This window comes from Streptomyces sp. NBC_01390 (assembly GCF_045040105.1).
GTDB lineage: Bacteria > Actinomycetota > Actinomycetes > Streptomycetales > Streptomycetaceae > Streptomyces.
Genome location: NZ_CP109551.1, coordinates 4,763,841 through 4,786,242 on the forward strand (window position 1 = coordinate 4,763,841; position 22,402 = coordinate 4,786,242).

General features: G+C 69.2%; 25 protein-coding genes and 1 tRNA gene. 8 read left to right on the forward strand and 18 right to left on the reverse strand.

Annotated features, from left to right (window positions below; all coding sequences use genetic code 11):
* Positions 1-58: 58 nt before the first annotated feature.
* Positions 59-1,477: a DUF445 domain-containing protein gene (locus OG241_RS21270; RefSeq protein ID WP_405817114.1), complete on the reverse strand. Its 1,419-nt coding sequence runs from the start codon at positions 1,475-1,477 to the stop codon at positions 59-61.
* Positions 1,478-1,671: 194 nt separating this feature from the next.
* On the opposite strand from OG241_RS21270, the gene OG241_RS21275 reads away from it, so the two are divergent.
* On the forward strand, positions 1,672-3,018 hold the full coding sequence (locus OG241_RS21275) for an SGNH/GDSL hydrolase family protein (protein WP_405817115.1): 1,347 nt from the start codon (positions 1,672-1,674) through the stop codon (positions 3,016-3,018).
* A 214-nt stretch (positions 3,019-3,232) separates the two neighbouring features.
* Here OG241_RS21275 and OG241_RS21280 read toward each other — a convergent pair whose 3' ends face one another.
* From OG241_RS21280 to OG241_RS21295, 4 genes are all read right to left on the reverse strand, one after another.
* Positions 3,233-3,913 carry a DUF1707 domain-containing protein gene (locus OG241_RS21280; protein ID WP_405817116.1) on the reverse strand — a complete coding sequence of 227 codons (681 nt, stop codon included), beginning with the start codon at positions 3,911-3,913 and terminating at the stop codon, positions 3,233-3,235.
* A gap of 32 nt (positions 3,914-3,945) precedes the next feature.
* A complete protein-coding gene (locus OG241_RS21285; RefSeq protein ID WP_405826350.1) occupies positions 3,946-4,989 on the reverse strand; it encodes an ATP-binding cassette domain-containing protein in 1,044 nt (347 codons plus the stop codon).
* Positions 4,990-5,048: 59 nt separating this feature from the next.
* A complete protein-coding gene (locus OG241_RS21290) occupies positions 5,049-5,873 on the reverse strand; it encodes an ABC transporter permease (RefSeq protein WP_405826352.1) in 825 nt (274 codons plus the stop codon).
* 163 nt (positions 5,874-6,036) lie between these two features.
* A complete protein-coding gene (locus OG241_RS21295; protein ID WP_405817117.1) occupies positions 6,037-6,837 on the reverse strand; it encodes an ABC transporter permease in 801 nt (266 codons plus the stop codon).
* 214 nt (positions 6,838-7,051) lie between these two features.
* Here OG241_RS21295 and OG241_RS21300 point away from each other — a divergent pair, with 214 nt between their 5' ends.
* Positions 7,052-9,817, forward strand: coding sequence for a transglycosylase domain-containing protein (locus tag OG241_RS21300; protein ID WP_405817118.1), 2,766 nt, complete (start codon positions 7,052-7,054; stop codon positions 9,815-9,817).
* A gap of 103 nt (positions 9,818-9,920) precedes the next feature.
* Here the strand turns inward: OG241_RS21300 and OG241_RS21305 are convergent, their stop codons facing one another.
* Both OG241_RS21305 and OG241_RS21310 read right to left on the reverse strand, forming a co-directional pair.
* Positions 9,921-10,223 (reverse strand): GroES family chaperonin, encoded by a 303-nt coding sequence (locus OG241_RS21305; RefSeq protein ID WP_405826354.1) that lies wholly within the window; start codon positions 10,221-10,223, stop codon positions 9,921-9,923.
* A gap of 75 nt (positions 10,224-10,298) precedes the next feature.
* The gene (locus OG241_RS21310; RefSeq protein ID WP_405817119.1) at positions 10,299-10,631 is read right to left on the reverse strand and encodes a DUF3618 domain-containing protein; all 333 of its coding nucleotides are present in this window, start codon (positions 10,629-10,631) and stop codon (positions 10,299-10,301) included.
* Between the two features lie 151 nt (positions 10,632-10,782).
* On the opposite strand from OG241_RS21310, the gene bcp reads away from it, so the two are divergent.
* The 3 genes from bcp (at position 10,783) to OG241_RS21325 (ending at position 12,558) form a co-directional block, all read left to right on the forward strand.
* Entirely contained in the window at positions 10,783-11,250 is a 468-nt protein-coding gene (gene bcp / locus OG241_RS21315; protein ID WP_405817120.1) for a thioredoxin-dependent thiol peroxidase, read from the forward strand.
* Positions 11,251-11,393: 143 nt separating this feature from the next.
* The gene (locus tag OG241_RS21320) at positions 11,394-12,422 is read left to right on the forward strand and encodes an HNH endonuclease (protein ID WP_405817121.1); all 1,029 of its coding nucleotides are present in this window, start codon (positions 11,394-11,396) and stop codon (positions 12,420-12,422) included.
* A gap of 52 nt (positions 12,423-12,474) precedes the next feature.
* Positions 12,475-12,558, forward strand: a tRNA-Leu gene (locus tag OG241_RS21325).
* Between the two features lie 44 nt (positions 12,559-12,602).
* Here OG241_RS21325 and rdgB read toward each other — a convergent pair.
* The 4 genes from rdgB to OG241_RS21345 form a co-directional block, all read right to left on the reverse strand.
* Positions 12,603-13,205, reverse strand: coding sequence for an RdgB/HAM1 family non-canonical purine NTP pyrophosphatase (gene rdgB, locus OG241_RS21330; protein ID WP_405817122.1), 603 nt, complete (start codon positions 13,203-13,205; stop codon positions 12,603-12,605).
* Positions 13,206-13,253: 48 nt separating this feature from the next.
* Positions 13,254-13,658: a hypothetical protein gene (locus OG241_RS21335; protein WP_405817123.1), complete on the reverse strand. Its 405-nt coding sequence runs from the start codon at positions 13,656-13,658 to the stop codon at positions 13,254-13,256.
* Positions 13,659-13,849: 191 nt separating this feature from the next.
* Positions 13,850-14,587: a ribonuclease PH gene (rph, locus tag OG241_RS21340; RefSeq protein ID WP_405817124.1), complete on the reverse strand. Its 738-nt coding sequence runs from the start codon at positions 14,585-14,587 to the stop codon at positions 13,850-13,852.
* Between the two features lie 103 nt (positions 14,588-14,690).
* On the reverse strand, positions 14,691-15,029 hold the full coding sequence (locus OG241_RS21345; RefSeq protein ID WP_405817125.1) for a glucose PTS transporter subunit EIIB: 339 nt from the start codon (positions 15,027-15,029) through the stop codon (positions 14,691-14,693).
* Positions 15,030-15,128: 99 nt separating this feature from the next.
* On the opposite strand from OG241_RS21345, the gene OG241_RS21350 reads away from it, so the two are divergent.
* Entirely contained in the window at positions 15,129-16,433 is a 1,305-nt protein-coding gene (locus OG241_RS21350; RefSeq protein WP_405817126.1) for a PTS transporter subunit EIIC, read from the forward strand.
* A gap of 63 nt (positions 16,434-16,496) precedes the next feature.
* On the opposite strand, the gene OG241_RS21355 is transcribed toward OG241_RS21350, so the two are convergent.
* The gene (locus tag OG241_RS21355; protein ID WP_405817127.1) at positions 16,497-17,249 is read right to left on the reverse strand and encodes an MBL fold metallo-hydrolase; all 753 of its coding nucleotides are present in this window, start codon (positions 17,247-17,249) and stop codon (positions 16,497-16,499) included.
* A 206-nt stretch (positions 17,250-17,455) separates the two neighbouring features.
* Between OG241_RS21355 and OG241_RS21360 the strand changes: the two genes are divergently transcribed.
* Positions 17,456-17,923, forward strand: a complete 468-nt coding sequence (locus OG241_RS21360) for a type II toxin-antitoxin system PemK/MazF family toxin (RefSeq protein WP_405817128.1) — start codon at positions 17,456-17,458, stop codon at positions 17,921-17,923.
* Between the two features lie 40 nt (positions 17,924-17,963).
* Here the strand turns inward: OG241_RS21360 and OG241_RS21365 are convergent, their stop codons facing one another.
* The 6 genes from OG241_RS21365 to clpS all read right to left on the reverse strand — a co-directional run bounded on the left by OG241_RS21365 (position 17,964) and on the right by clpS (position 20,974).
* On the reverse strand, positions 17,964-18,914 hold the full coding sequence (locus OG241_RS21365) for a PLP-dependent cysteine synthase family protein (RefSeq protein ID WP_405817129.1): 951 nt from the start codon (positions 18,912-18,914) through the stop codon (positions 17,964-17,966).
* Positions 18,915-18,930: 16 nt separating this feature from the next.
* On the reverse strand, positions 18,931-19,209 hold the full coding sequence (locus tag OG241_RS21370; RefSeq protein ID WP_006381347.1) for a MoaD/ThiS family protein: 279 nt from the start codon (positions 19,207-19,209) through the stop codon (positions 18,931-18,933).
* A gap of 122 nt (positions 19,210-19,331) precedes the next feature.
* Entirely contained in the window at positions 19,332-19,430 is a 99-nt protein-coding gene (locus OG241_RS21375) for a putative leader peptide (protein ID WP_107090850.1), read from the reverse strand.
* Between the two features lie 112 nt (positions 19,431-19,542).
* Positions 19,543-19,965: a Mov34/MPN/PAD-1 family protein gene (locus OG241_RS21380; RefSeq protein WP_405817130.1), complete on the reverse strand. Its 423-nt coding sequence runs from the start codon at positions 19,963-19,965 to the stop codon at positions 19,543-19,545.
* Between the two features lie 82 nt (positions 19,966-20,047).
* Complete coding sequence (locus OG241_RS21385; protein ID WP_405817131.1) at positions 20,048-20,653, reverse strand: DUF2017 domain-containing protein; 606 nt, start codon at positions 20,651-20,653, stop codon at positions 20,048-20,050.
* A 12-nt stretch (positions 20,654-20,665) separates the two neighbouring features.
* Positions 20,666-20,974 carry an ATP-dependent Clp protease adapter ClpS gene (gene clpS, locus OG241_RS21390; RefSeq protein ID WP_334594042.1) on the reverse strand — a complete coding sequence of 103 codons (309 nt, stop codon included), beginning with the start codon at positions 20,972-20,974 and terminating at the stop codon, positions 20,666-20,668.
* Between the two features lie 86 nt (positions 20,975-21,060).
* Between clpS and OG241_RS21395 the strand changes: the two genes are divergently transcribed.
* A complete protein-coding gene (locus OG241_RS21395; protein ID WP_405817132.1) occupies positions 21,061-22,401 on the forward strand; it encodes a nicotinate phosphoribosyltransferase in 1,341 nt (446 codons plus the stop codon).
* Position 22,402 lies beyond the last annotated feature (1 nt).

Here is a 22,402-nt window from a genome sequence, read left to right on the forward strand (position 1 = left end):
ACGCGTACTCAGGTATCCGTACTCAGGCACGGACACTCGGCGGCGAGCCGCGCCCCGGCTAGACCCCCGCCGCCCGCGACACCACATAGATCAGCAGGCCCGCCAGTGAGCCGACCACCGTGCCGTTGATACGGATGAACTGCAGGTCACGACCGATGTGCGCCTCGATCTTCTTCGTCGTGTGCTCGGCGTCCCAGCCCGCGACCGTGTCCGTGATCAGGGAGGTGATCTCGCCCTGGTAGGTCGTCACGACGTACACCGCCGCGCCCTCCACCCAGCCGTCCACCTTGTGCTGCACCCCGGAGTCGACCGCCATCCGCGACCCCAGCGACAACAGCGACGCCCGTACGCGCAGCCGCAGCTCACTGCGCTCGTCCTCCGCCGCCGAAACGATCATCGAGCGTACGGCCGTCCAGGCGGACGCGATCAGGTCCTGGACCTCGCCGCGCCCCAGGACCTCGGTCTTCAGCCGCTCGACACGCGCGCGCGTGTCCGTGTCGGACTGGAGGTCGGAGGCGAAGTCGGTGAGGAAGCGGTCCAGAGCCCCGCGCGCCGGGTGGGAGGGCGCGTCACGCATCTCGGTGACGAAGCGCAGCAGCTCCTTGTAGACGCGCTCGCCGACCTTCTTGTCGACGAACTTGGGCGTCCAGCCGGGCGCGCCGCCCTGCACGGCGCCCATGACCTCCTCCTCGTGCAGCACCAGCCAGTCGTGCGCGCGTACGCAGACCAGGTCGACGACCCTCCGGTGACCGCCGTCGACGACGACCTTCTCCAGCATCTTGCCGATACCGGGGGCGATCTCCTGGGCGTCGGCCCGCCGGGTGATGGCCTCGCCGACCACCGCCTGGACGTCGGAGTCGCGCAGGACCGTGAGCGCCCCGCGCAGGGCCGCCGACAGCTCCGCCGTGACGCGGTCGGCGTGCTCCGGCTCGGCGAGCCACGTACCGAGGCGGCTGCCGATACCCACGGCGCGCAGCCGCTGCCGTACGACATCCTGGGAGAGGAAGTTCTCACCGACGAACTCGCCGAGGGAGACGCCGAGTTGGTCCTTCTTGGTGGGGATGATCGCGGTGTGCGGGATGGGCAGGCCGAGGGGATGACGGAAGAGAGCGGTGACCGCGAACCAGTCGGCCAGCGCACCGACCATGCCCGCCTCGGCCGCCGCGGCGACGTAGCCCGTCCAGGCACCGGCGCCCTGCTCACCGGCCCACTTGGCGAGGACGTACACCAGTGCGACGAAGAGCAGCAGCCCGGTCGCCGTGAGCTTCATCCGGCGCACCCCGCGCATGCGCTCCTCGTCGGCGGGGCTGAAGGAGGTCATGGCGCGACCCGGGACCGTACCGGCGGGGGTGACGGACGCGGCGGGCGCGGCACGGGTCTGCCGCTGCCCGCCGTCGGTCCCGGCAGACCCGTCGGTCTCCTCGGAACCGCCGTCCGAACCCGATCCCGATTCCGATCCCGTTCTCGTCCGTTCCATTCGCTCCACCGTTCAGTGATCCCTCACACATTGTCCCTTCCTGACCGACTCCTGGAACGGAACAAGAGTTCCCCACGTATACCCGGATGAGCCGATCCCAACTGTTCGGGCCGGCTCGCACAGGCCGATCCCGCATCATTGGCACAGCCCACCGGAGCCCCACGCTCCCCGCCGTACAAGGAGTCCCGCATCCCATGACCAGGCGCCACGGTTATGGCCTGCTCGCCGCGATGATCACGCTCGTCGTGGCCGTGTCGGCCGCCATATACGTCGGGGCGACCCTCGACGACGGCAACCGGCACACAAGGTCCGTCACCCAGGCCCGCGGCGACTCGGGCAACGACGTCTCCCCCGCGTCCGTCGGCGCCTGGGTCGGCAGCTGGTCCGCCTCCCCCGTCCAGGGCGAGCCTGGCACCGAGACACAGGGCCTGGCCGGCCGCTCCCTGCGCAATGTCGTGCACACGGCGGCCGGCGGTACGAGTGCCCGCGTCACGCTCTCCAACCTGTACGGCGAGCAGCCCCTGACCATCGACCACGCCTCGATCGCCGTCGCCGCCGCCGAGAACAGCGCCGCCGCCGACGCCGCCACCATGCGCCGGCTCACCTTCGGCGGCAGCCCCTCGGTGACCGTCGCGCCCGGACGGCAGATCGTCAGCGACGCGGTACGTGTCGCGGTCCCGCGCGACAGCGACGTCCTGGTGACGACGTACGTCGCCCTCCCCTCCGGCCCGGTCACCTACCATCCGCGGTCCCGGCAGATCTCGTACGCCGCCGTCGGCGACCGCACCGAGGACCCGCACGCCACGGCGTACACCGAGCGGATCGAGGCCTGGCGGTACGTCACCGCCCTGGACGTCCTCAGCAACCAGGCCAACGGCACGATCGTCGCCCTCGGCGACTCGCTCACCGCCGGCAGCACGTCGACCGTGGGCGCGAACAGCCGCTGGACCGACATCCTCGCCGACCGGCTGCACGCGGCTGCCGAGGCCGGCGCGGACGTGCCCCGCTACAGCGTCGTCAACCAGGGCATCGGCGGCAACCGCGTCCTGCGGCCCGGCGGCAGGGGCACGCCCGCGCCCAACGCGAGCGGACTGACCCGGTTCGGACGGGACGCCCTCGGCCGTACCAACGTCAAGGCCGTTGTCATCGACCTGGGCGTCAACGACATCCTGCGTGCCCGCGACCCCCGCGACCTGAACGCGTCCACGATCGTCGCCGGGCTGCGTGAGCTGGTGGCCGAGGCGCATGGGCGGGGTCTGACGGTGGTGGGGGCGACGCTGATGCCGTTCGGGGGGTTCCACGGGTACTCGGCGAGCACGGAGGCGCTGCGGCAGGCGGTGAACGCGGAGATCCGGGGTGGGCGGGTGTTCGACGCGTACGCGGACTTCGACAAGGCGTTGCGGGATCCGTACGATCCCCGGCGGTTTCGGGCGGAGTACGACTCCGGGGATCATCTGCATCCCAGTGACAAGGGGTATGCGCGGATGGCTGCGGTGTTCGACTTGGAGGAGTTGAAGGGGGTTGCGCCCGCGCGGCTTTAGGGGGGCGGGGTGTTGTTTTGGGGTTCGGGGTGCGTTGTCGGGTGCGGGCCCGTGGGGGCTGGTCGTGCAGTTCCCCGCGCCCCTAAAAGCACTCGGGCACCGCGTGCGTTGTTGGGTGCGGGCCCGTGGGGGCTGGTCGCGCAGTTCCCCGCGCCCCTAAAGGCACTTGGGCACCGCACCGCACACCTAGATGTCCCCGCGTCGCTGAGACGGGTCAGTCTGCGTCTCTGCGCTTTTCCAGTTTCTCCTGGCGGCGTTCCTGTTTCAGGCGTTGGCGTTCTGCCTTTGGGAGTTTGCGGGTTACGCCTACTCCGCCCCAGAAGGCGAAGCCCTGGATGATCACTCGGGGGGCGCCGGGGTCGCCCAGGACCCCCTCCTGGCTGTGGTCGAAGCCGCCCATGATGCCGATGCCGCGCACGACGACCTCGACGCCGGGCGGCACTACGACGTTCATGCCGCCCATGATCGCGACGCAGTTGACGACCACCTCACGGTCGGCGAAGTTCGCCTCACGCAGGTCGAGTTCACCGCCGCCCCAGAACGTGAACGCGTTGAACTGCCGCGGCATCGTCCAGCGACCCCCGCGCTGAAACCCGCCCATGATGGCGATGCCCCACCGCGAGGAACCCTCGCCCCCGACGATCCGGTCCGGCCAACTCCCGCTCCCCGCAGGCTGCTTGACCATGCTCACGGCGGGTGCGCTCACCCCGGCCACGGGCAGGTCACGGGTGATCGGCGTCAACTCGCCGTACGTACGCGCCTGGTAGGTCGCGTCGAGCCTCTCCTCGAACTCCGCCATGTCGAGCCGCCCCTCCGCGAGGGCGTCCCGCAGGATCTCGGCGACTCGTTCACGATCGGCGTCGGAAGCGCGCAGCTCCGGAAGGTCGTCCGTCATGCACGCAGCCTACGAGGTCCCCGCGAGGGAGGCTATGAGACCGCGCGTCCCGACTTCTCCCCCGACTTCGACCCCGTTTTCCCGGCCTGCTCGGCGTACATCTTGGCGATCACGGCCTCGATGTCCGGCTCCCGCACCGACAGGTCCACCAGCGGATACTCCGCCGCGATCCGCGCGACCAGCGGAGCCGCCGACTCCGACGCCGGGAACGCCAGCCACTGACGCGGACCCTCCACCCGTACGACCCGGGCCGACGGCACCTCGATCGGCGGCAGCTCACGCTCCAGGTCCACGACGAGGGTCCGCTCGCTGTCGCCCACCTCGTGCAGCCCGGTCAGCGGACCGTCGTACATCAGCCGGCCGTGGTCGATGACCATGACCCGCGAGCACAGCTGCTCGATGTCCTGGAGGTCGTGCGTGGTGAGCAGGACCGTCGTACGGCGCTCGGCGTTCAGGTCGCGCAGGAACTCGCGCACCCGGGCCTTGGAGATGACGTCCAGGCCGATCGTCGGCTCGTCGAGGTACAGCACCTCGGGATCGTGCAGCAGAGCCGCCGCGATGTCGCCGCGCATCCGCTGCCCCAGGGACAGTTGACGGACCGGGACGTCCAACAGGTCGCCCAGTTCGAGGAGTTCGACACACCGGTCGAGGTTCTCCCGGTAACGGGCGTCCGGGATGCGGTACATGCGGTGCATCAGGCTGTACGAGTCGATCAGCGGGAGGTCCCACCACAGCGTCGTACGCTGCCCGAACACCACCCCGATGCGCCGCGCGAGACGGGTGCGCTCACGGGACGGGTCGATACCGGCGACGCGCAGCCGGCCGCCGCTGGGCGTGAGGATGCCCGTCAGCATCTTGATCGTCGTCGACTTCCCGGCGCCGTTCGGGCCGATGTAGCCGACCATCTCCCCGCGCGCCACCCGGAAGGAGATCGAGTCGACGGCCCGCACCTCGCGCCGCTCACTCCTCATGAACCCGGTCTTCTTGCGCACGTCGAAGACCTTCTCGACACCGTCCAGCTGAATGAACGACTCGTTGAACGCCTCGTCGAGGGATTCGGCGGGCGACTCGTCGATCGACTTGCCGAGCGACTCATCGTAGGAACCGTCTGTGAGATGACTGCTGTCCACGCGCCCTAACTCCCCGTGCTCCGGTACGAAAGAAGTCCCGCCCGCCAGGCCAGCCCGGCGAGCGCGCAGCAGCCCAACGCCACCAGCGGCGGCAGGAACGCCACCCACTCCGGCAGGTCGAGCGGGTAGGGGCGGCCCAGCACGTACAGCGCGGGCAGCCAGTTGACGAAGGCCAGCGGGACGACGAACGTCACCCCGCGCACCAGGTCCTGCGCGAACAGACCCGGCGGATACTGCAACAGCGTGGCACCGCCGTACGTGAAGGCGTTCTGCACCTCGGAGGCGTCCCGCGCCACGAACTGGAAGGCCCCGCCCCCGACGAACACCGCGCAGAAGATCGCCCCGCCACTGAGCAACATCACCGGCAGCAGCAGCACCTTGAGCGCCGTCCAGTGGACGTCGTCCAGGGCCACGAGGGAGTAGCCGAACACCACCAGGCCCTGGGTGATCCGGCCGAGGCGGCGCAGCGCGAACCGATCCGCGGCGACCTGCGCGAGCACCGGCACCGGCCGCACGAGCAGCGTGTCCAGGGTGCCGTCGCGGACCCGGCTGCCCAGCCGGTCCATCGACCCGACGACCAGGTCGGCGATCCCGAACGCGATCGACGACAGCCCGTACAGAAACGCGATCTCGGGCAGCGAGTAGCCGCCGAGCCGGTCGATCTGGGAGAACATCAGCACGATCGCCAGGAAGTCGAGGCCGGTCGCCACGAAGTTCCCGAGCGTCGTCATCGCGAAGGACACCCGGTAGGCCATCGTCGACCGGATCCACATCGCGGCGATCATCCGATAGGCCCGCACACCGTCGAGCACCCGGCTGGTACGGCTCAGCGGCCCGTCGTCCCAGCCACCGGCCCCGCCTGCCCCAACGAATCCGTGGGCTCGGCCTGCTCGGCCTGCCTCATCGGTCCCGCCGCCGTCGTCCGGCCGCCGCTCACCCCGCGCCCCGGTCTCCACCACCCCGGCGACACCACCAGCCCCGCCGACCTCCGCGTCATCCACCCTGAACCACCACCCGCCGAGTAGCGGCCGCCTGGACCAGACGCCCCACCCCCAGCAGCGCCACCGCCCACCCGGCCTGGAAGGCGTACGTCCCCACCGGATCCGCCTCGCCCAGCAGGATGTCCGCCGGCGCCTGGATCAGCGCCGCCCACGGCAGGGCCCGTACGATCTCGCCGAGCAGCCCCGGGAACACGTTCAGCGGCAGCACCATGCCCGAGCAGAAGACACCCGCGAGCCACGCCATCTGGATGATGCCCGCGCCATCGAGGAGCCAGAACGCGGCCAGCGCCACCAGGAAGCGGAACGAGAAGCTGACCAGTATCCCCAGCACGACCGCGCCCAGGAACGCCAGCCAGGTCGACGGCGAGGCCGGGAGCGACAGGTCGAAGATCCACGCGCCGATCGCCACCGGAACCAGCCCCCTGCCCAGCAGGTGGAACAGGGCCCGCCCCATGTCCTGGGCCAGCCACCACAGCTGGAGGTCGGCCGGCCGGTAAAGGTCGATCGCGATGTCACCCGTACGGATACGTTCGATCAGCTCCCCCTCGAAGCCCGTACCCATCACGCACATGGTCATCAGCAGTGCCTGGCCCAGCCACACATAGGTGAGAGCCTGGGACTGGTCGTACCCGCCCAGGTGCGGTCTCTCGTCCCACAGGGCGATGTACGTGTAGGCCAGAATCACGCCGAAGACGGTGTTGGTCAGCACCCCCGCCAGCGTGGCCACCCGATAGGTGGCATACCGTCGGAAACCCCCCGCCGCGACGGCCGCGTACAACCGCCCAGAACCCACGACACCAGCCTTCCCCAACGCATCCGGACCGAAGCGCAGGAGCCTAGTCCGCCCTCCTGCCCACCCGCCACGCGTTTTCGGGCAGGACACGTGCCTGGGTCAGGGAACTGATCGCCGGGTGCGACAGTCTTCAAGAGGGGGCGCAGAAAACGTTTGAAGTGGTGAATGAGGTCGTACGGCAACGTGCGACGCGAAACAGGAGTCCGTGCACGACATGACCGACCAGCCAGAGCCGCAGCAGCCGAAGCAGGGCTCGGCACCCAAAGAACCCGCCGTGCAGCCCGACGCGAAACCCGAACCAACCGCCGCGGAGCCCGTGACGGAGCCCGTCACAAGGCCCGTTACGGAGCCTGACGTGGAGCCCGAAGTGGACCGCGACGCGGACGGCGCGCAAACCGTCGCGCAGCCGGTCGCGGAGCCCTCCGTGGACCCCGCCCCGGAACCTGACGCGGACCGCGAGCGAACCGTCGCGCAGCCCCCCGTCAGGGAACCCGTCGCGCAACGCGAACAGACCGTCGTGCAGCCCGCCGTGCGAGCCGACGACGTGCGACCCGAAGCCGCGGCCGCAGGCGCAGCAGGCGGGACACCCGAGACAGCCGCGAACGGCAAGAAGCCCAAGCGTCCCCGGCGCACCGGATGGCGGCGGCTGATCCCGACCTGGCGGTTCGTGCTCGGCACGTTCCTGCTCGGGATCTTGCTGGTCATCGGCCTGTTCGCGCTCGGCTACTACATGGTGAACATCCCGGCGGCGAACGCCGCGGCCATGAAGCAGAGCAACGTCTACCTCTACGCCGACGGCAGCCAGCTCGCCCGCGACGGCGAGGTCAACCGGGAGAACGTCAACCTGTCGCAGATCTCCAAGGACGCCCAGCACGCAGTACTGGCCGCCGAGGACCGCGACTTCTACACCGAGTCCGCGATCGACCCCAAGGCGATGATCCGCGCCGCCTGGAACACGGTGACCGGCAAGGGCAAGCAGTCCGGCTCCACGATCACCCAGCAGTACGTGAAGAACTACTACCTCGCACAGGAGCAGACCGTCACCCGAAAGGTGAAGGAGTTCTTCATCTCCATCAAGCTGGACCGGGTGAAATCGAAGGACGAGATCCTCGAGGGCTACCTCAACACCAGCTACGCCGGCCGCAACTCGTACGGCCTCCAGGCAGCCGCCCAGGCCTACTACGGCGTCGACGCCGTGGACCTGACCGCCGGCCAGGGCGCCTACCTCGCCGCGCTGCTCAACGCGCCCAGCGAGTACGACGTGATCGCCCACCCCGAGAACAGGCCGGCCGCACTCGCCCGCTGGAACTACGTCCTCGACGGCATGGTCACGAAGGGCTGGCTGACCGAGTCCGCGCGCAAGGCCATCAAGTTCCCGGAGCCCAGGCAGTCCATCGTCTCGACCGGCATGTCCGGCCAGCGCGGCTACCTGGTCAAGGCCGTCAACGACTACCTCTTCGACAACAAGATCCTCACCGAGGACCAGCTCCAGGCCGGCGGCTACCGCATCACCACCACCCTGCAGAAGCCGAAGCAGGACGCCTTCGTGAAGGCCGTCAACGACAAGGTGATGAAGAAGCTCGACAAGAAGAACAACAAGGTCGACAACTACGTCCGCGCGGGCGGCGTCGCCATCGACCCGGCCACCGGCAAGGTCCTCGCGATGTACGGCGGCATCGACTACACCAAGCAGTACGTCAACAACGCGACCCGCCGTGACTACCAGGACGGCTCCACCTTCAAGCCGTTCGTGTTCACCTCGGCCGTCCAGAACGGCTCGGTGACCCAGGACGGCCAGACGATCACCCCGAACACGTACTACGACGGCACCAACAAGCGCCCGGTCCAGGGCTGGAGCGGCGGCGAGTACGCCCCCGAGAACGAGGACCAGAACTCGTACGGCAACATCACCGTCCGCACGGCCACGAACAAGTCCGTGAACGCGGTGTACGCACAGATGGCCGTGGACGTGGGCCCGGCCAAGGTCAAGCAGACGGCGATCGACCTGGGCCTCCCCTCCGACACCCCCGACCTCAACCCGTACCCGTCCATCGCCCTCGGCACGTCGACGGCCAGCGTCCTCGACATGACGGAGGCGTACGCCACACTCGCCAACCACGGCAAGCACGGCACGTACACGATCATCGAGAAGATCACGAAGGACGGCCAGACGGGGACGGTGACGCTCCCCAAGCAGAAGACCAAGCAGGTCGTGTCACGGGAGGCCGCCGACACGACCACGGCGGTCCTGCAGAGCGTGGTCGAGGAGGGCACGGCGACCGCGGCCCAGGAGGCCGACCGCCCGGTGGCCGGCAAGACCGGCACGGCCGAGGAGGACACGGCGGCCTGGTTCGCGGGCTACACCCCCGACCTCGCGACGGTCGTCTCGGTCATGGGCCAGGACCCGGTCACCGGCAAGCACAGGTCGCTGTACGGCGCGATGGGCCTCCAGCGCGTCAACGGTGGCGGTGCCCCCGCCGAGATCTGGGCCCAGTTCACGAAGGACGCCCTGAAGGGCAAGGAGGCGAAGGACTTCGACCTCCAGCTCCAGGAGGGCGCCGACGAGGAGCAGGCCCCGCCCGTCGACCCGAACCCCGAGCCCGGCACCGACGCCGGCCAGGACAACGGCGGCACCACGGACGGCGGCACCACGGAAACCCCGGGCGCGACGACCGGCGCGACGACCGGGGCCACCCCGACGACCGGCGGCGCGACCACCGGCGGGACCCCGACCACCGGCGGCACGACGACGACCGGCGGTACGACCGACACCGGCGGGACCACCACGACCGGCGGCACGACGAACACCGGCGGGACCACCACCACGGGCGGCGGCACCACCGGCACCGGGGGCACCGGGGGCACGACGACCGACGGCGGCACCACCGGCACCGGCGGCACGTCGGACTCGGGCGGCGACACGGGAGGGACGACACCGGGGGTGACCACCGGGGCACTGACCTCGGCACGACGGGACTGAGAAGCCCGCCGCAGAACGGGAAGCCGTAGAACGGGAAGCCGTAGAACGGGAAAGGGGCTGGTGACGATGGTCACCAGCCCCGGGATTGCCTGGATTCCCTGTCCTACAGATACAGCCCGGTCGAGTCCTCGGACCCCTCGAACCGGTCCGCCGCGACGGCATGCAGATCGCGCTCGCGCATCAGCACGTAGGCCACCCCGCGCACCTCGACCTCGGCGAGATCCTCCGGGTCGTACAGCACACGGTCACCCGGCTCCACCGTCCGGACGTTCTGCCCGACCGCGACGACCTCCGCCCAGGCCAGCCTGCGCCCGACGGCAGCGGTGGCGGGAATCAGGATCCCGCCACCGGAACGCCGCTCACCCTCGCTGGCGTCCTGCCGCACGAGCACACGGTCGTGCAGCATCCGGATGGGCAGCTTGTCGTGATGGATGCTCTTCTCACTGCTTTTGGCGCTCACCCTCCGAACCTACCTGTCCCGTCAGCCCCTGCGCCGCCGGGTCCCGAGAGTCAGCAGCCCGACAAGCCCCACGACGACGAGGGCGACGGGCACGATCCGCTCCAGCCTCGGAGCACCCTCCTCGTCGACGAACTGTCCCTTGACGTCGCCGACGACACGGTTGACGCCGACATAGGCGCGCCCGAGGGTGTGATCAACGCTGGAGACGACCTTGGCCTTGGCATCGCCGACGATCGTCTTCGGGTGCACCCGCACCCCGATCTCGTCGAGCGTCTCGGCCAACGTCTCGCGCCGGCGCTTGATGTCCGCCTCGATCTGCGCCGGGGTTCTGCTGCTGTCCGAGGTGTCCGCCACCGTACGCCCTCCGAAGTCCGCTGGATGCATTGCTCCGGACAGTCTGTCAGTTCCGCCTCGGACCGCACTGTCAGCACCCCCGGTTAGGCTCGGACAGGCACCCTTCAAGGGTGCACGTGGACGCACAAGGACGTACGAGGAGACCAGACGGATGAGCGAGCGACTCCAGCCCGGTGATGTGGCCCCCGCCTTCACCCTGCCCGACGCCGACGGCAACGAGGTGTCGCTGGCCGACCACAAGGGCCGCAAGGTCATCGTCTACTTCTACCCGGCCGCCCTGACCCCCGGCTGCACCAAGCAGGCCTGCGACTTCACGGACAACCTGGAACTGCTGGCCGGCGCCGGGTACGACGTGATCGGCATCTCCCCCGACAAGCCGGAGAAGCTCGCGAAGTTCCGCGAGAAGGAGAACCTGAAGGTCACCCTGCTCGGCGACACCGACAAGACGGTCCTGGAGGCGTACGCCGCCTTCGGCGAGAAGGTGAACTACGGCAAGACGTACATGGGCGTCATCCGCTCCACCATCGTGGTGGACGAGGAGGGCAAGGTCGAACGGGCCCTGTACAACGTCCGGGCAACCGGCCACGTAGCCAAGATCATCAAGGACCTGGGCGTCTGAGGGCCTGTTTCCTACTGACTGAGCGGCTCGTACGGGATGACCTCGCGCGGGCCGCTTTACTTTTCGGGCGTGACTGCCCGATGAACTGTTCGTTACTCCGTACGGGCTGCGAACGCGCGGCCGGAACGGAGGGTCAAACAAGCATGCAGAGCGCACCGACTCCGGCGACGACGCCTTCTGATCCGTACGAAAAGGAACGGCTCACACCCGCAGTCAGCGAGGCACGCAACTGGACGGACCTGATGCGGCGGCTCGGACTTCGACCCAGCGGAGGTCAGCGCCGCGTGCTCCAGGAGAAAGTCGCCGGCCATGGGCTGGACACCAGCCACTTCGCAAAGCGCAGCCCATGGCGTAAATACCCTGACGCCGCCATCGCGGAAGCCGCGACTTCGTCCTCGTCGCTGCGCGAGGTAGCGCTGAAGCTGGGCGCCACCCCGGCCACCGGAACCCTTTCCCACATCAGGCGTCGTATCGATGCCGCAGGAATCGACATCAGTCACTTCCCCGGGGTGAATCGGGCGGAGGTGGACCTGCCCTTCACCCCCGAGGAACTGCAAGCGGCGGCAGCAGGAGCCACGAGCGTGCGGGGAGTGGCGCGCGCTCTGGGCATACCGGACGACAGTCGGTCCCGTGCGACGCTGAGCCGCATGTTGCGTGCGGAAGGCATCAGTGCGGAGCATCTCTCGCATCAACGCGCGACCATCTCGGAAGACAGTCTTCGCGACCTCGTGCCGCGCTCCGCGAGCTATGCCGACGTGATGCGCGGCCTCGGCCTGGACGTCAACGACGTCAACCATCGGCGGGTCCGTCGCGCGGCAACCCGCCTCGACCTCGACACAACCCACTTCAAGCGTCGAGCCTGGGGACGACCTGATCGCCCGGCGCCCGCGCCCACAGCACACCGAGTGCTGGCTGTTCTACCCGACCACGCGGGCCGGACCAACAGGACTCAGCTGCACCGGGCCCTGAACGAGGTCGGAGTGCCGTACGCATGCGAAAGCTGCGGCAACACCGGAGAGTGGCTGGGCCGACCCATCACCTTGCAGATCGACCACATCAACGGGGACTGGCGGGACAATCGCCAGGAGAACCTGCGATACCTCTGCCCCAACTGTCATGCGCTGACGGAGACCTGGTGCCGCAAAAAGGAGAGGGTGCCTCTCGCCAGCTGACGCCCATCCCCTTAGACTGATTGCTGGCGGTTGAGTAAATTGACCGTTTTGGGCGGCCGTGTCGTAATTGGCAGCCGAGTTGCGTTTAGGGCGCAATGGGCGAAAGCCCGTGTGGGTTCGAGTCCCACCGGCCGCACACACAAAGAGGGGCTGCCCATTGGGCGGCCCCTCTGGCACTCCTCAGCCCAACAACTCCCGAACCACCGGCACCAACCCCCGGAACGCCTGCCCCCGATGGCTGATCGCGTTCTTCTCCGCCGCGCTCAACTCCGCGCAGGTCCGCGTCTCGCCCTCCGGCTGGAGGATCGGGTCGTAGCCGAAGCCGCCCGTGCCCACCGGAGCGTGCCGCAGCACTCCCCGCAGCCGGCCCTCGACCACTCGCTCCCTGCCGTCCGGCAGAGCCAGCGCCGCCGCGCAGGCGAAGTGGGCGCCCCGGTGTTCGTCCGCGATGTCCGAGAGCTGGGCCAGCAGGAGGTCCAGGTTCGCTTGGTCGTCGCCGTGTCGGCCCGACCAGCGGGCCGAGAAGATGCCCGGGGCGCCGTTCAGGACATCCACGCACAGGCCCGAGTCGTCGGCCACCGCCGGGAGGCCGGTTGCCTGGGCCAGGGCGTGGGCCTTGAGGAGGGCGTTCTCGGCGAAGGTGACGCCTGTTTCCTTGACGTCGGGGATGTCGGGGTAGGCCTCCGCGCCGACCAGGTCCATGGGGAGGGCCGCGTCGGCGAGGATCTGCCGCAGCTCGGTGATCTTTCCGGCGTTACGGGTGGCGAGGATCAGGCGTGTCATGGCGTCCAGTATCGCGGGCGCTCTTGCTGTCCTGTCACCCACGCCGAGCTACGACGTGCAGACCTTCGTCAGTTCGCCCGCCGCGTCCGTGACGCCGCTGACGTCCGGGGTCGCGTCACCGTTCTTGATGGCCGAACGGACGTTGTCCACGGCCTTGTTGAGGTCGTCGACCGCCTTGTTGACATCGGTGTTGTCCGTCTTGTCGCCGAGGTCGTCGAGGCTCTTGTCGATCGACGCGAGGGCCTCGTCCGCCTGGGTCGGGTCGTTCGCCGCGTTCTCGACGGCGTTCTGGAGGTTGGAGACGCTGGTGGCGACGGCGTCGGCGGTCTGGACGCAGTCCAGGGCCTTGTTGACGGCGTCGCAGCCGGTGGTGAGACCGGCGGTCAGCGCGACGGCGGCCAGGGTTGCGGCGATGGCGGCGGTGCGGTGGCCGGGTCGGCGGCTCACGGCCATGGTGATGGTTCCTCTCGTTCGAGAACGGGGCGCGGTACGTCGATGCGGCTCGGTGCGGCTCGGTTCAGCCGGTGCGTACGCCCCCTGACAGCTGGCCGGGCGCACGGCGGTGTGCCGTACGCCCGTACCGATGAAGACGTGATGGTTGGCGGTGCGGTTGCCCGCGACCGGCACCCTACTTGGTGCGCCCTTTACCTTTCCAGCGTCGTTTCCAGTGCCTTGCGCTGGAGGGCGGCCAGGTCGGTGCAGCCGGCGACCGCGAGGTCGAGGATGGAGTTCAGCTCGTCGCGGGCGAACGGTTCGGCTTCGGCGGTGCCCTGGACCTCGACGAAGCGGCCGTCTCCGGTGCAGACGACGTTCATGTCGGTCTCGGCGCGGACGTCTTCCTCGTAGCAGAGGTCCAGCAGGGGCACTCCGCCGACGATGCCGACCGACACCGCGCTGACCGTGCCGGTGAGGGGCTGGCGGTTGGCCCGGATCAGTTTCCGGCCCTGGGCCCAGGTGATGGCGTCGGCGAGGGCGACGTACGCGCCGGTGATGGCGGCCGTGCGGGTGCCGCCGTCGGCCTGGAGGACGTCGCAGTCGAGGACGATGGTGTTCTCGCCGAGCGCCTTGTAGTCGATGACGGCGCGCAGGGAGCGGCCGATGAGGCGGCTGATCTCGTGCGTACGGCCGCCGATCTTGCCGCGTACGGATTCGCGGTCGCCGCGGGTGTTGGTGGCGCGCGGGAGCATCGAGTATTCGGCGGTGACCCAGCCCTCGCCGCTGCCCTTGCGCCAGCGCGGGACGCCCTCGGTGACGGAGGCGGTGCAGAAGACCTTCGTGTCGCCGAAGGAGACGAGGACGGAGCCCTCGGCGTGCTTGCTCCATCCGCGTTCGATGGTGACGGGGCGGAGCTGTTCAGGGGTGCGGCCGTCGATACGTGACATGGCGACGAGCCTAGCGGGAACGGGGATGGGGCCCTTCCCGTGGTGGGGAAGGGCCCCTGCGGGGGTGAACGTCCGTACTGGGTACGGGGGTTCGGTTCCCGGGTTACATCATGTCTTCGATGTCTGCCGCGATGGGGTCGGCGTCCGTGCCGATGACGACCTGGATGGCGGTGCCCATCTTGACCACGCCGTGGGCGCCGGCGGCCTTGAGGGCGGCGTCGTCGACCAGTGCGGGGTCGATGACCTCGCAGCGGAGGCGGGTGATGCAGCCTTCGACCTCTTCGATGTTGTCGAGGCCGCCGAGGCCGGCGACGATCTTCTCTGCCTTGGTGGACATGTCGTACTCCCTGGTCCGAGCCGCTTTGTCGCAGTAACCCACAGTTGACCGATCTTCGCGAGCGATCCGCGCACTGTTCGCCGACTGGTCTACACCAGTTCCCATTCATTGTGAAATCGTGGGTTCCTTATGCGGCCTTCACCGTGCTACAACATGGTCTACACCACTGACTGGTGTAGACCACGTTCACCCGTTGGAGGATGTATGAGCACCGCCACCGCCGCGGCGGTCCCCGCGAAGAAGAGGGGATCCGGCCTGTTCCAGGGCCTGCAGAAGGTCGGCCGCAGCCTGCAGTTGCCGATCGCCGTACTTCCGGCGGCGGGGCTTCTGCTCCGCCTCGGTCAAGCGGACTCCCAGCAGAGGTTCCATATCCCCGCCGATGTGGCGAAGGTGTTCGCCGGAGCCGGCGGCGCCCTGCTGGACGGTTCCTTCGGTCTGCCCCTGCTGTTCTGTATAGGCGTGGCCATCGGCTTCGCGAAGAAGTCCGACGGCTCGACGGCGCTGGCCGCCGTGGTCGGGTTCCTCACCTACTACGCGGTGATCCACCAGTACCCGATCAAGGACGGCCACGACGGCGCCACCTACACCGGGACCGGACTCGGCGGCGGCTTCTGGCAGAAGGGCACGGAGGCTGCCCAGACCGCGACCTTCGAGAACCCGGGTGTGCTGGGCGGCATCATCCTTGGCCTCCTGACGGCGGTGCTCTGGCAGCGCTACCACCGCAAGCAGCTCGTCGACTGGCTCGGCTTCTTCAACGGCCGGCGGCTTGTGCCGATCATCACGGCCGCCCTCGGAACGGTGCTCGGTGTCCTGGTCGTTGTGGGCTGGCAGCCCATCGGTGATGTCATCACCAACTTCGGCGAATGGATGACCGGTCTGGGTTCGTTCGGCGCCGCGCTCTTCGGCCTCATCAACCGCGCGCTGATCCCGATCGGCATGCACCAGTTCGTGAACTCGGTGGCCTGGTTCCAGATCGGCGACTTCACCAACTCCGCCGGCACGGTCTTCCACGGCGACCTGCCGCGATTCTTCGGCGGCGACCCGTCCGCCGGTATGTTCATGACCGGCTTCTTCCCGATCATGATGTTCGGTCTGCCGGCCGCCGCCCTCGCGATCGCGCACTCCGCCCGGCCCGAGCGTCGCAAGGCCGTGCTGGGCATGATGATGTCGATGGCGCTGACCTCGTTCGTCACGGGTGTCACCGAGCCGATCGAGTTCACCTTCATGTTCATCGCCCCGGTGCTGTACGCCATCCACGCGGTCCTCACCGCGATCTCGATGGCCGTGACCTGGGCCTTGGGCATGCACATGGGCTTCAGCTTCTCGGCCGGGTTCATCGACGTCTTCATCAACTGGGGCATCTCCACCAAGCCCTGGCTGCTGATCCCGGTCGGCCTGGTCTTCGGTGCCGTCTACTACTTCGTCTTCCGCTTCGCCATCACGAAGTACAACCTCCCCACCCCCGGCCGCGAGCCCGAGGAGGAGATCGAGGACCTCACCAAGGCGTGAGCCATGTATGACGGAGGCCCCGGAACCGAGTCGGTTCCGGGGCCTCCGTGCGCCTACGCGGCGTCAGATCTCGTACGTCACCCGTGGCGTCGCCAGTTCCACCGGTCCCCGGAACACCTCGCGGGCGTCGGCCAGGTTGACCTGCGGGTCGGTCCACGGGGGGATGTGGGTCAGGACGAGCTTGTGCGCGCCCGCGCGTTTCGCCGTCTGGCCCGCCTCGCGGCCGTTGAGGTGCAGGTCCGGGATGTTCTCCTTGCCGTGCGTGAACGCGGCCTCGCAGAGGAACAGGTCGGTGTTCCGGGCGAGTTGCTCCAGCGTGTCGCTGACGCCGGTGTCCCCGGAGTACGTCAGGGACTTCCCGGCGTGCTCGATGCGGATGCCGTACGCCTCCACCGGGTGCCGCACCCGCTCGGTGTGGACGGTGAAGGGGCCGATGTCGAACGTGCTCGGCTTGACCGTGTGGAAGTCGAAGACCTCGCTCATGGAGGAGGCGGTGGGGGTGTCGGCGTAGGCGGTGGTGAGACGGTGCTCGGTGCCTTCGGGGCCGTAGACCGGGATCGGATCGCAGCGCCCGCCCTCGTGGCGGTAGTACCGTGCGACGAAGTACGCGCACATGTCGATGCAGTGATCGGCGTGCAGATGGCTGAGAAAGATCGCGTCGAGGTCGTAGAGACCGCAGTGGCGCTGCAACTCGCCAAGGGCACCGTTGCCCATGTCGAGAAGCAGCCGGAAGCCGTCGGCCTCTACGAGGTAGCTCGAACAGGCCGATTCCGCGGACGGGAACGACCCTGAGCAGCCGACGACGGTGAGCTTCATAAAGCAGAAACCTCCGCTGGCGGGGAGCGTCAAAACGAACGTGACGGGGTTCTTGCGGTGCTGTCGAGCGTAAGGCGCAAAACCCCCCGTCGCTCCTCCGTCAAGGGCTGTTGTGGGCGAACTCACCTGTGCTGTCACCGGTTCGGCTGGACGTGAAGCGCCGGTAGGGCGGGCGGCGTGCGGAGTGCGCCGGTACCGTCTTCCGTATGGACACGTCATGGTGGCTCGCCCTGGCGGCCGTCGTGCTGCTCGCGCTGGTCGCGGCGCTGGTGGACGGCTGGGGGCGCGGGCATCGGCACCCGAGGCGCGGGGGCAGGCCGCCGGGTCGGCCCGGGGAGCCGAAGGGGCAGCGGGGGCGGTCCGCGCGGCCCCGGCCCGCGGAGATCTGGTGGGCGAACGTGCCCTTCGAGGACGGTCCCGGGGGCAAGGACCGGCCGTGTCTGGTGCTCGCGGTGCGCGGGCGGCGCGCGACGGTCGCGAAGATCACCAGCAAGTACCACGACGAGCGGCCCGGGGTGATCCCGTTGCCGCCCGGGGCGGTGGGTGACGCCCAGGGCCGGCCGAGTTTCCTGGAGACGGACGAGCTGCGTGACCTGCCCGTTCATGAGTTCCGGCGGCGGGTGGGGGTGGTGGACCCGGCCCTGTGGGACCAGGTCCGACACCTCGCGTCGTAGTGCGGAACCCGAACAGGTTCGCGATGGGCCGGTCAGGGGCTCACGCCCAGAGCTGGCCCTGCAGTGTCTTGATGGCTTCCTCTGTCGTGGCCGCCGTGTAGACGCCTGTCGAGAGGTATTTCCAGCCACCGTCGGCGACGACGAAGACGATGTCCGCGCTCTCGCCCGCCTTGACGGCCTTGTTGCCGACGCCGATCGCGGCGTGCAGGGCGGCGCCGGTGGAGACGCCCGCGAAGATGCCCTCCTGCTGGAGGAGTTCCCGGGTGCGGGTGACCGCGTCCGCCGAGCCGACGGAGAAGCGGGTGGTGAGGACGGAGGCGTCGTACAGCTCGGGTACGAAGCCCTCGTCGAGGTTGCGCAGGCCGTACACGAGGTCGTCGTAGCGCGGCTCGGCGGCGACGATCTTCACGTCCGGCTTGTGCTCGCGGAGGTAGCGGCCGACGCCCATCAGCGTGCCCGTGGTGCCGAGGCCGGCCACGAAGTGGGTGATGGAGGGGAGGTCTGTGAGGATCTCCGGGCCTGTGGTGGCGTAGTGGGCGCCCGCGTTGTCGGGGTTGCCGTACTGGTAGAGCATCACCCAGTCCGGGTGCTCGGCGGCGAGCTCCTTGGCGACCCGTACGGCCGTGTTGGAGCCGCCGGCGGCGGGGCTGGGGATGATCTCGGCGCCCCACATGGCGAGCAGCTCGCGGCGTTCCTGCGAGGTGTTCTCGGGCATCACGCAGACCATGCGGTAGCCCTTGAGCTTGGCGGCCATGGCGAGCGAGATGCCGGTGTTGCCGGAGGTGGGCTCCAGGATGGTGCAGCCGGGGGTGAGCCGGCCGTCCTTCTCGGCCTGCTCGACCATGTGCAGGGCGGGGCGGTCCTTGACCGAGCCGGTGGGGTTGCGGTCCTCCAGCTTCGCCCAGATCCGTACGTCGGCGGACGGCGAGAGCCGCGGCAGGCGCACCAGGGGGGTGTTGCCTACCGCGGCCAGCGGCGAGTCGTAGCGCATGGGTGCCAGGGGCCGATCAGACCATGCCGCCGGCGACGGCCGGCAGGATCGTCACGGTGTCGCCGTCGGCGAGCTTGGTGTTGATGCCGTCGAGGAAGCGGACGTCCTCGTCGTTGAGGTAGACGTTGACGAAGCGGCGCAGCTTGCCGTCGTCCACGATGCGGGCCTGGACGCCCGTGTGCCGGGTTTCGAGGTCGGCGAGGAGCTCGGCGAGGGTCTCTCCGGCACCGGGGACGGCCTTCTCGCCGTCGGTGTAGGTGCGGAGGATGGTCGGGATGCGGACCTCGATGGCCATGGCTCGGGGCTCCTGTCGGGAGTGGTAGGTCGATGGGCGCGCGGCGGCGCGAAAAGCTGGTTCGTGCAGGTCATGCGTGTGAGGCGCCGCGGCTCACGGCCGTACGGCGGCAGGGGACAGCGTCAACAGATGGCGCTGGCCAGCCTGCACAGGTCGACGTGCAGCCGCGCCACGAGCAGCGGGGTGCCCGGCGTCTTCTCGCTCACGTCGTAGGAAACCATGCGCTCATCGTATCGATTCCCGGTCCGGATCCTGGAGGCCCGTCCCGCACTGTGGACATTTTCGGGCCGATGGATGAGATGGGCGGGCGTTCGGCGGGAGATCTGCGGGAGATCAGTACGCCTCCACGACGCTGACCTCCTCCTCCGTCACCTCTCCCTCGACGATCCGGAACGAGCGGAACTGGAACTCGCCGAGGCCGTCGGTGTCGGCCGTGGACACGAGGACGTAGTGGGCGCCGGGTTCGTTGGCGTAGGAGATGTCCGTGCGGGAGGGGTGGGCCTCGGTCGCCGTGTGGGAGTGGTAGATGACCACCGGCTCCTCGTCGCGGTCGTCCATCTCCCGGTACAGCTTGAGCAGGTCCCCGGAGTCGAACTCGTAGAACGTGGGCGACATGGCCGCGTTCAGCATCGGGATGAAGCGCTCGGGCCGGTCGGAGCCCGCCGGGCCGGCGACGACGCCGCACGCCTCGTCTGGGTGGTCCTTGCGTGCGTGCGCGACGATCTGGTCGACGAGGGCCTGGGTGATGGTCAGCATGCTGGCCAGGATAAGCAGAGGGGCCGTGCCGTACCGAGGGTTGGTACGGGACGGCCCACATGCCGGAATCCGCGGCGGCTCCTCAGGGCATCAGCGTGGTGACGAGGGTCTCCTGCAGGCCGCCCAGCCACAGGTACGCCATCACCATCGGCTTGCGCGGGTCCTCGTCCGGGAGCCGGTAGAGGAGGTCGGTGTCCTCCTCGTCGATGACGTCGAGCCGGGCGCCGATCGCCAGACGCAGGTCGTTGAGCGCGCCCAGCCACTGCCGGGACTCCTCGTGCGTCAGCTTGAGCACGGCGCCCCCGTCGCCGGCCGGCGCCAGCGCGTCCAGTGAGCGGATCACCGTGAGGGCGCTCTCCCGCTTGCCGGTCCGCAGGTCGTTCTCGGTGAACCGGCGGAACTCGGAGGAGTACTCCCGCTGTTCCTCGGCCTGTTCCGGTGACGACGGTACGTCGACGGGGTCGCTGTAGGCGTCCGGGAACAGGCGTTTGAGCACCGGGTCGGAGGGGGGCTCGCTCGGGCCCTCGGCGAACAGCTCGGCGAGCGGGTCGTCGGGGGCGTCCTCGGCGGGGCCGGGTCCGATCAGCTCCAGGAGCTGGACGGCCAGCGACCGGATGATGGAGATCTCGACGTCGTCGAGCGCGACGGCCGCGCCGCCGCCGGGGAGCGGTTCGAAGTGTCCTGGCATGGAGTGAGTTCGCTACTTCCGGTCCTGCTGGAGGGTGGCCCACAGACCGTAGCCGTGCATGGCCTGTACGTCGCGTTCCATCTCTTCGCGGCTGCCGCTGGAGACGACCGCCCGGCCCTTGTGGTGGACGTCCATCATCAGCTTGGTGGCCTTGTCCTTCGGGTAGCCGAAGTACGTCTGGAAGACGTAGGTCACGTAGCTCATGAGGTTGACCGGGTCGTTGTGGACGATGGTGACCCAGGGGACGTCCGGCTCGGGTACGGCGAAGGTCTCCTCCGCCGGTTCGGTGCGTTCGATCTCTACGGGAGCGGGTGACGTCACAAGGCCATGCTGCCACCAGAAGGGGGTCACCGGCCAAATCACCCTGGAAATCGTCAAAGTGACGAGATGGGGGTAGCATCCCGTCCATGAACACAGCGGACCTTGGGCTGCCGGTGGACGTCCCCTCGACGGCGCTCTTCACGGATCACTACGAGCTGACGATGCTCCAGGCAGCCCTCAAGGCGGGCACCGCCGACCGGCGGTCGGTCTTCGAGGTCTTCACGCGGCGGCTGCCGGAGGGCCGGCGCTACGGCGTCGTCGCGGGCACCGGACGGGTGCTCGACGCGGTGGAGAACTTCCGTTTCGACACGGCCGTCCTCGACTTCCTGCGCGAGCGCCGGATCGTCAACGAGGAGACCCTGCAGTGGCTGGCCTCGTACCGGTTCGCCGGGGACGTCTGGGGCTATCCCGAGGGCGAGGTCTACTTCCCGGGCTCGCCGATCCTGCGCGTCGAGGGCTCCTTCGCGGAGTGTGTGCTGCTGGAGACGGTGATCCTCTCGATCCTCAACCACGACTCGGCGATCGCGGCCGCCGCGTCCCGGATGGCCTCGGCCGCCGGTGACCGCCCGCTGATCGAGATGGGCGCCCGGCGCACGCACGAGCTGGCCGCGGTGGCCGCCTCCCGCGCCGCGTACGTCGGCGGCTTCACGAGCACGTCCGACCTGGCCGCCGGTTTCCGCTACGGCATCCCGACCGTCGGGACGAGCGCCCACGCGTTCACCCTGCTCCACGACCGCGAGCGGGACGCCTTCCAAGCCCAGGTGGACTCGCTGGGCCGTGACACGACGCTGCTGGTGGACACGTACGACGTCGCCGAGGCGGTACGGGCGGCGGTGGAGGTCGCCGGGCCGGAACTCGGTGCGGTGCGCATCGACTCCGGGGACCTGCTCCTGGTCGCGCACCGGGTGCGGCAGCAGCTGGACGAGCTGGGGGCGCACGGGACGCGGATCGTCGTGACCTCGGACCTCGACGAGTACGCGATCGCCTCGCTGGCGGCGGCGCCCGTGGACGCGTACGGGGTCGGCACCCAGCTGGTGACGGGTTCCGGCCACCCGACGTGCTCGATGGTCTACAAGTTGGTGGCCCGCGCCGAGTCGGCGGACCCGAAGGCTCCGCTGGCCCCGGTGGCGAAGAAGTCGAGCGGTGGGAAGACCTCGATCGGGGGCCGGAAGTGGGCGGCCCGGCGGCTCGACCGGGACGGGTTCGCGGAGGCCGAGGTGATCGGTACGGGACCGGTGCCGGCCGAGCTGGCGGACCGGCAGCTGCTGGTCGAGCTGGTGAAGGGCGGTCGGGTCGTCGCCCGGGAGGCGCTGGACGTCGTACGGGACCGGCATGCCGGCGCGCGGGCCAATCTGCCGCTGTCGGCGACCCAGCTGTCGCGCGGGGAGGCCGTCATTCCGACGGAGTACCTGCCCGTGCAGGGCTGAC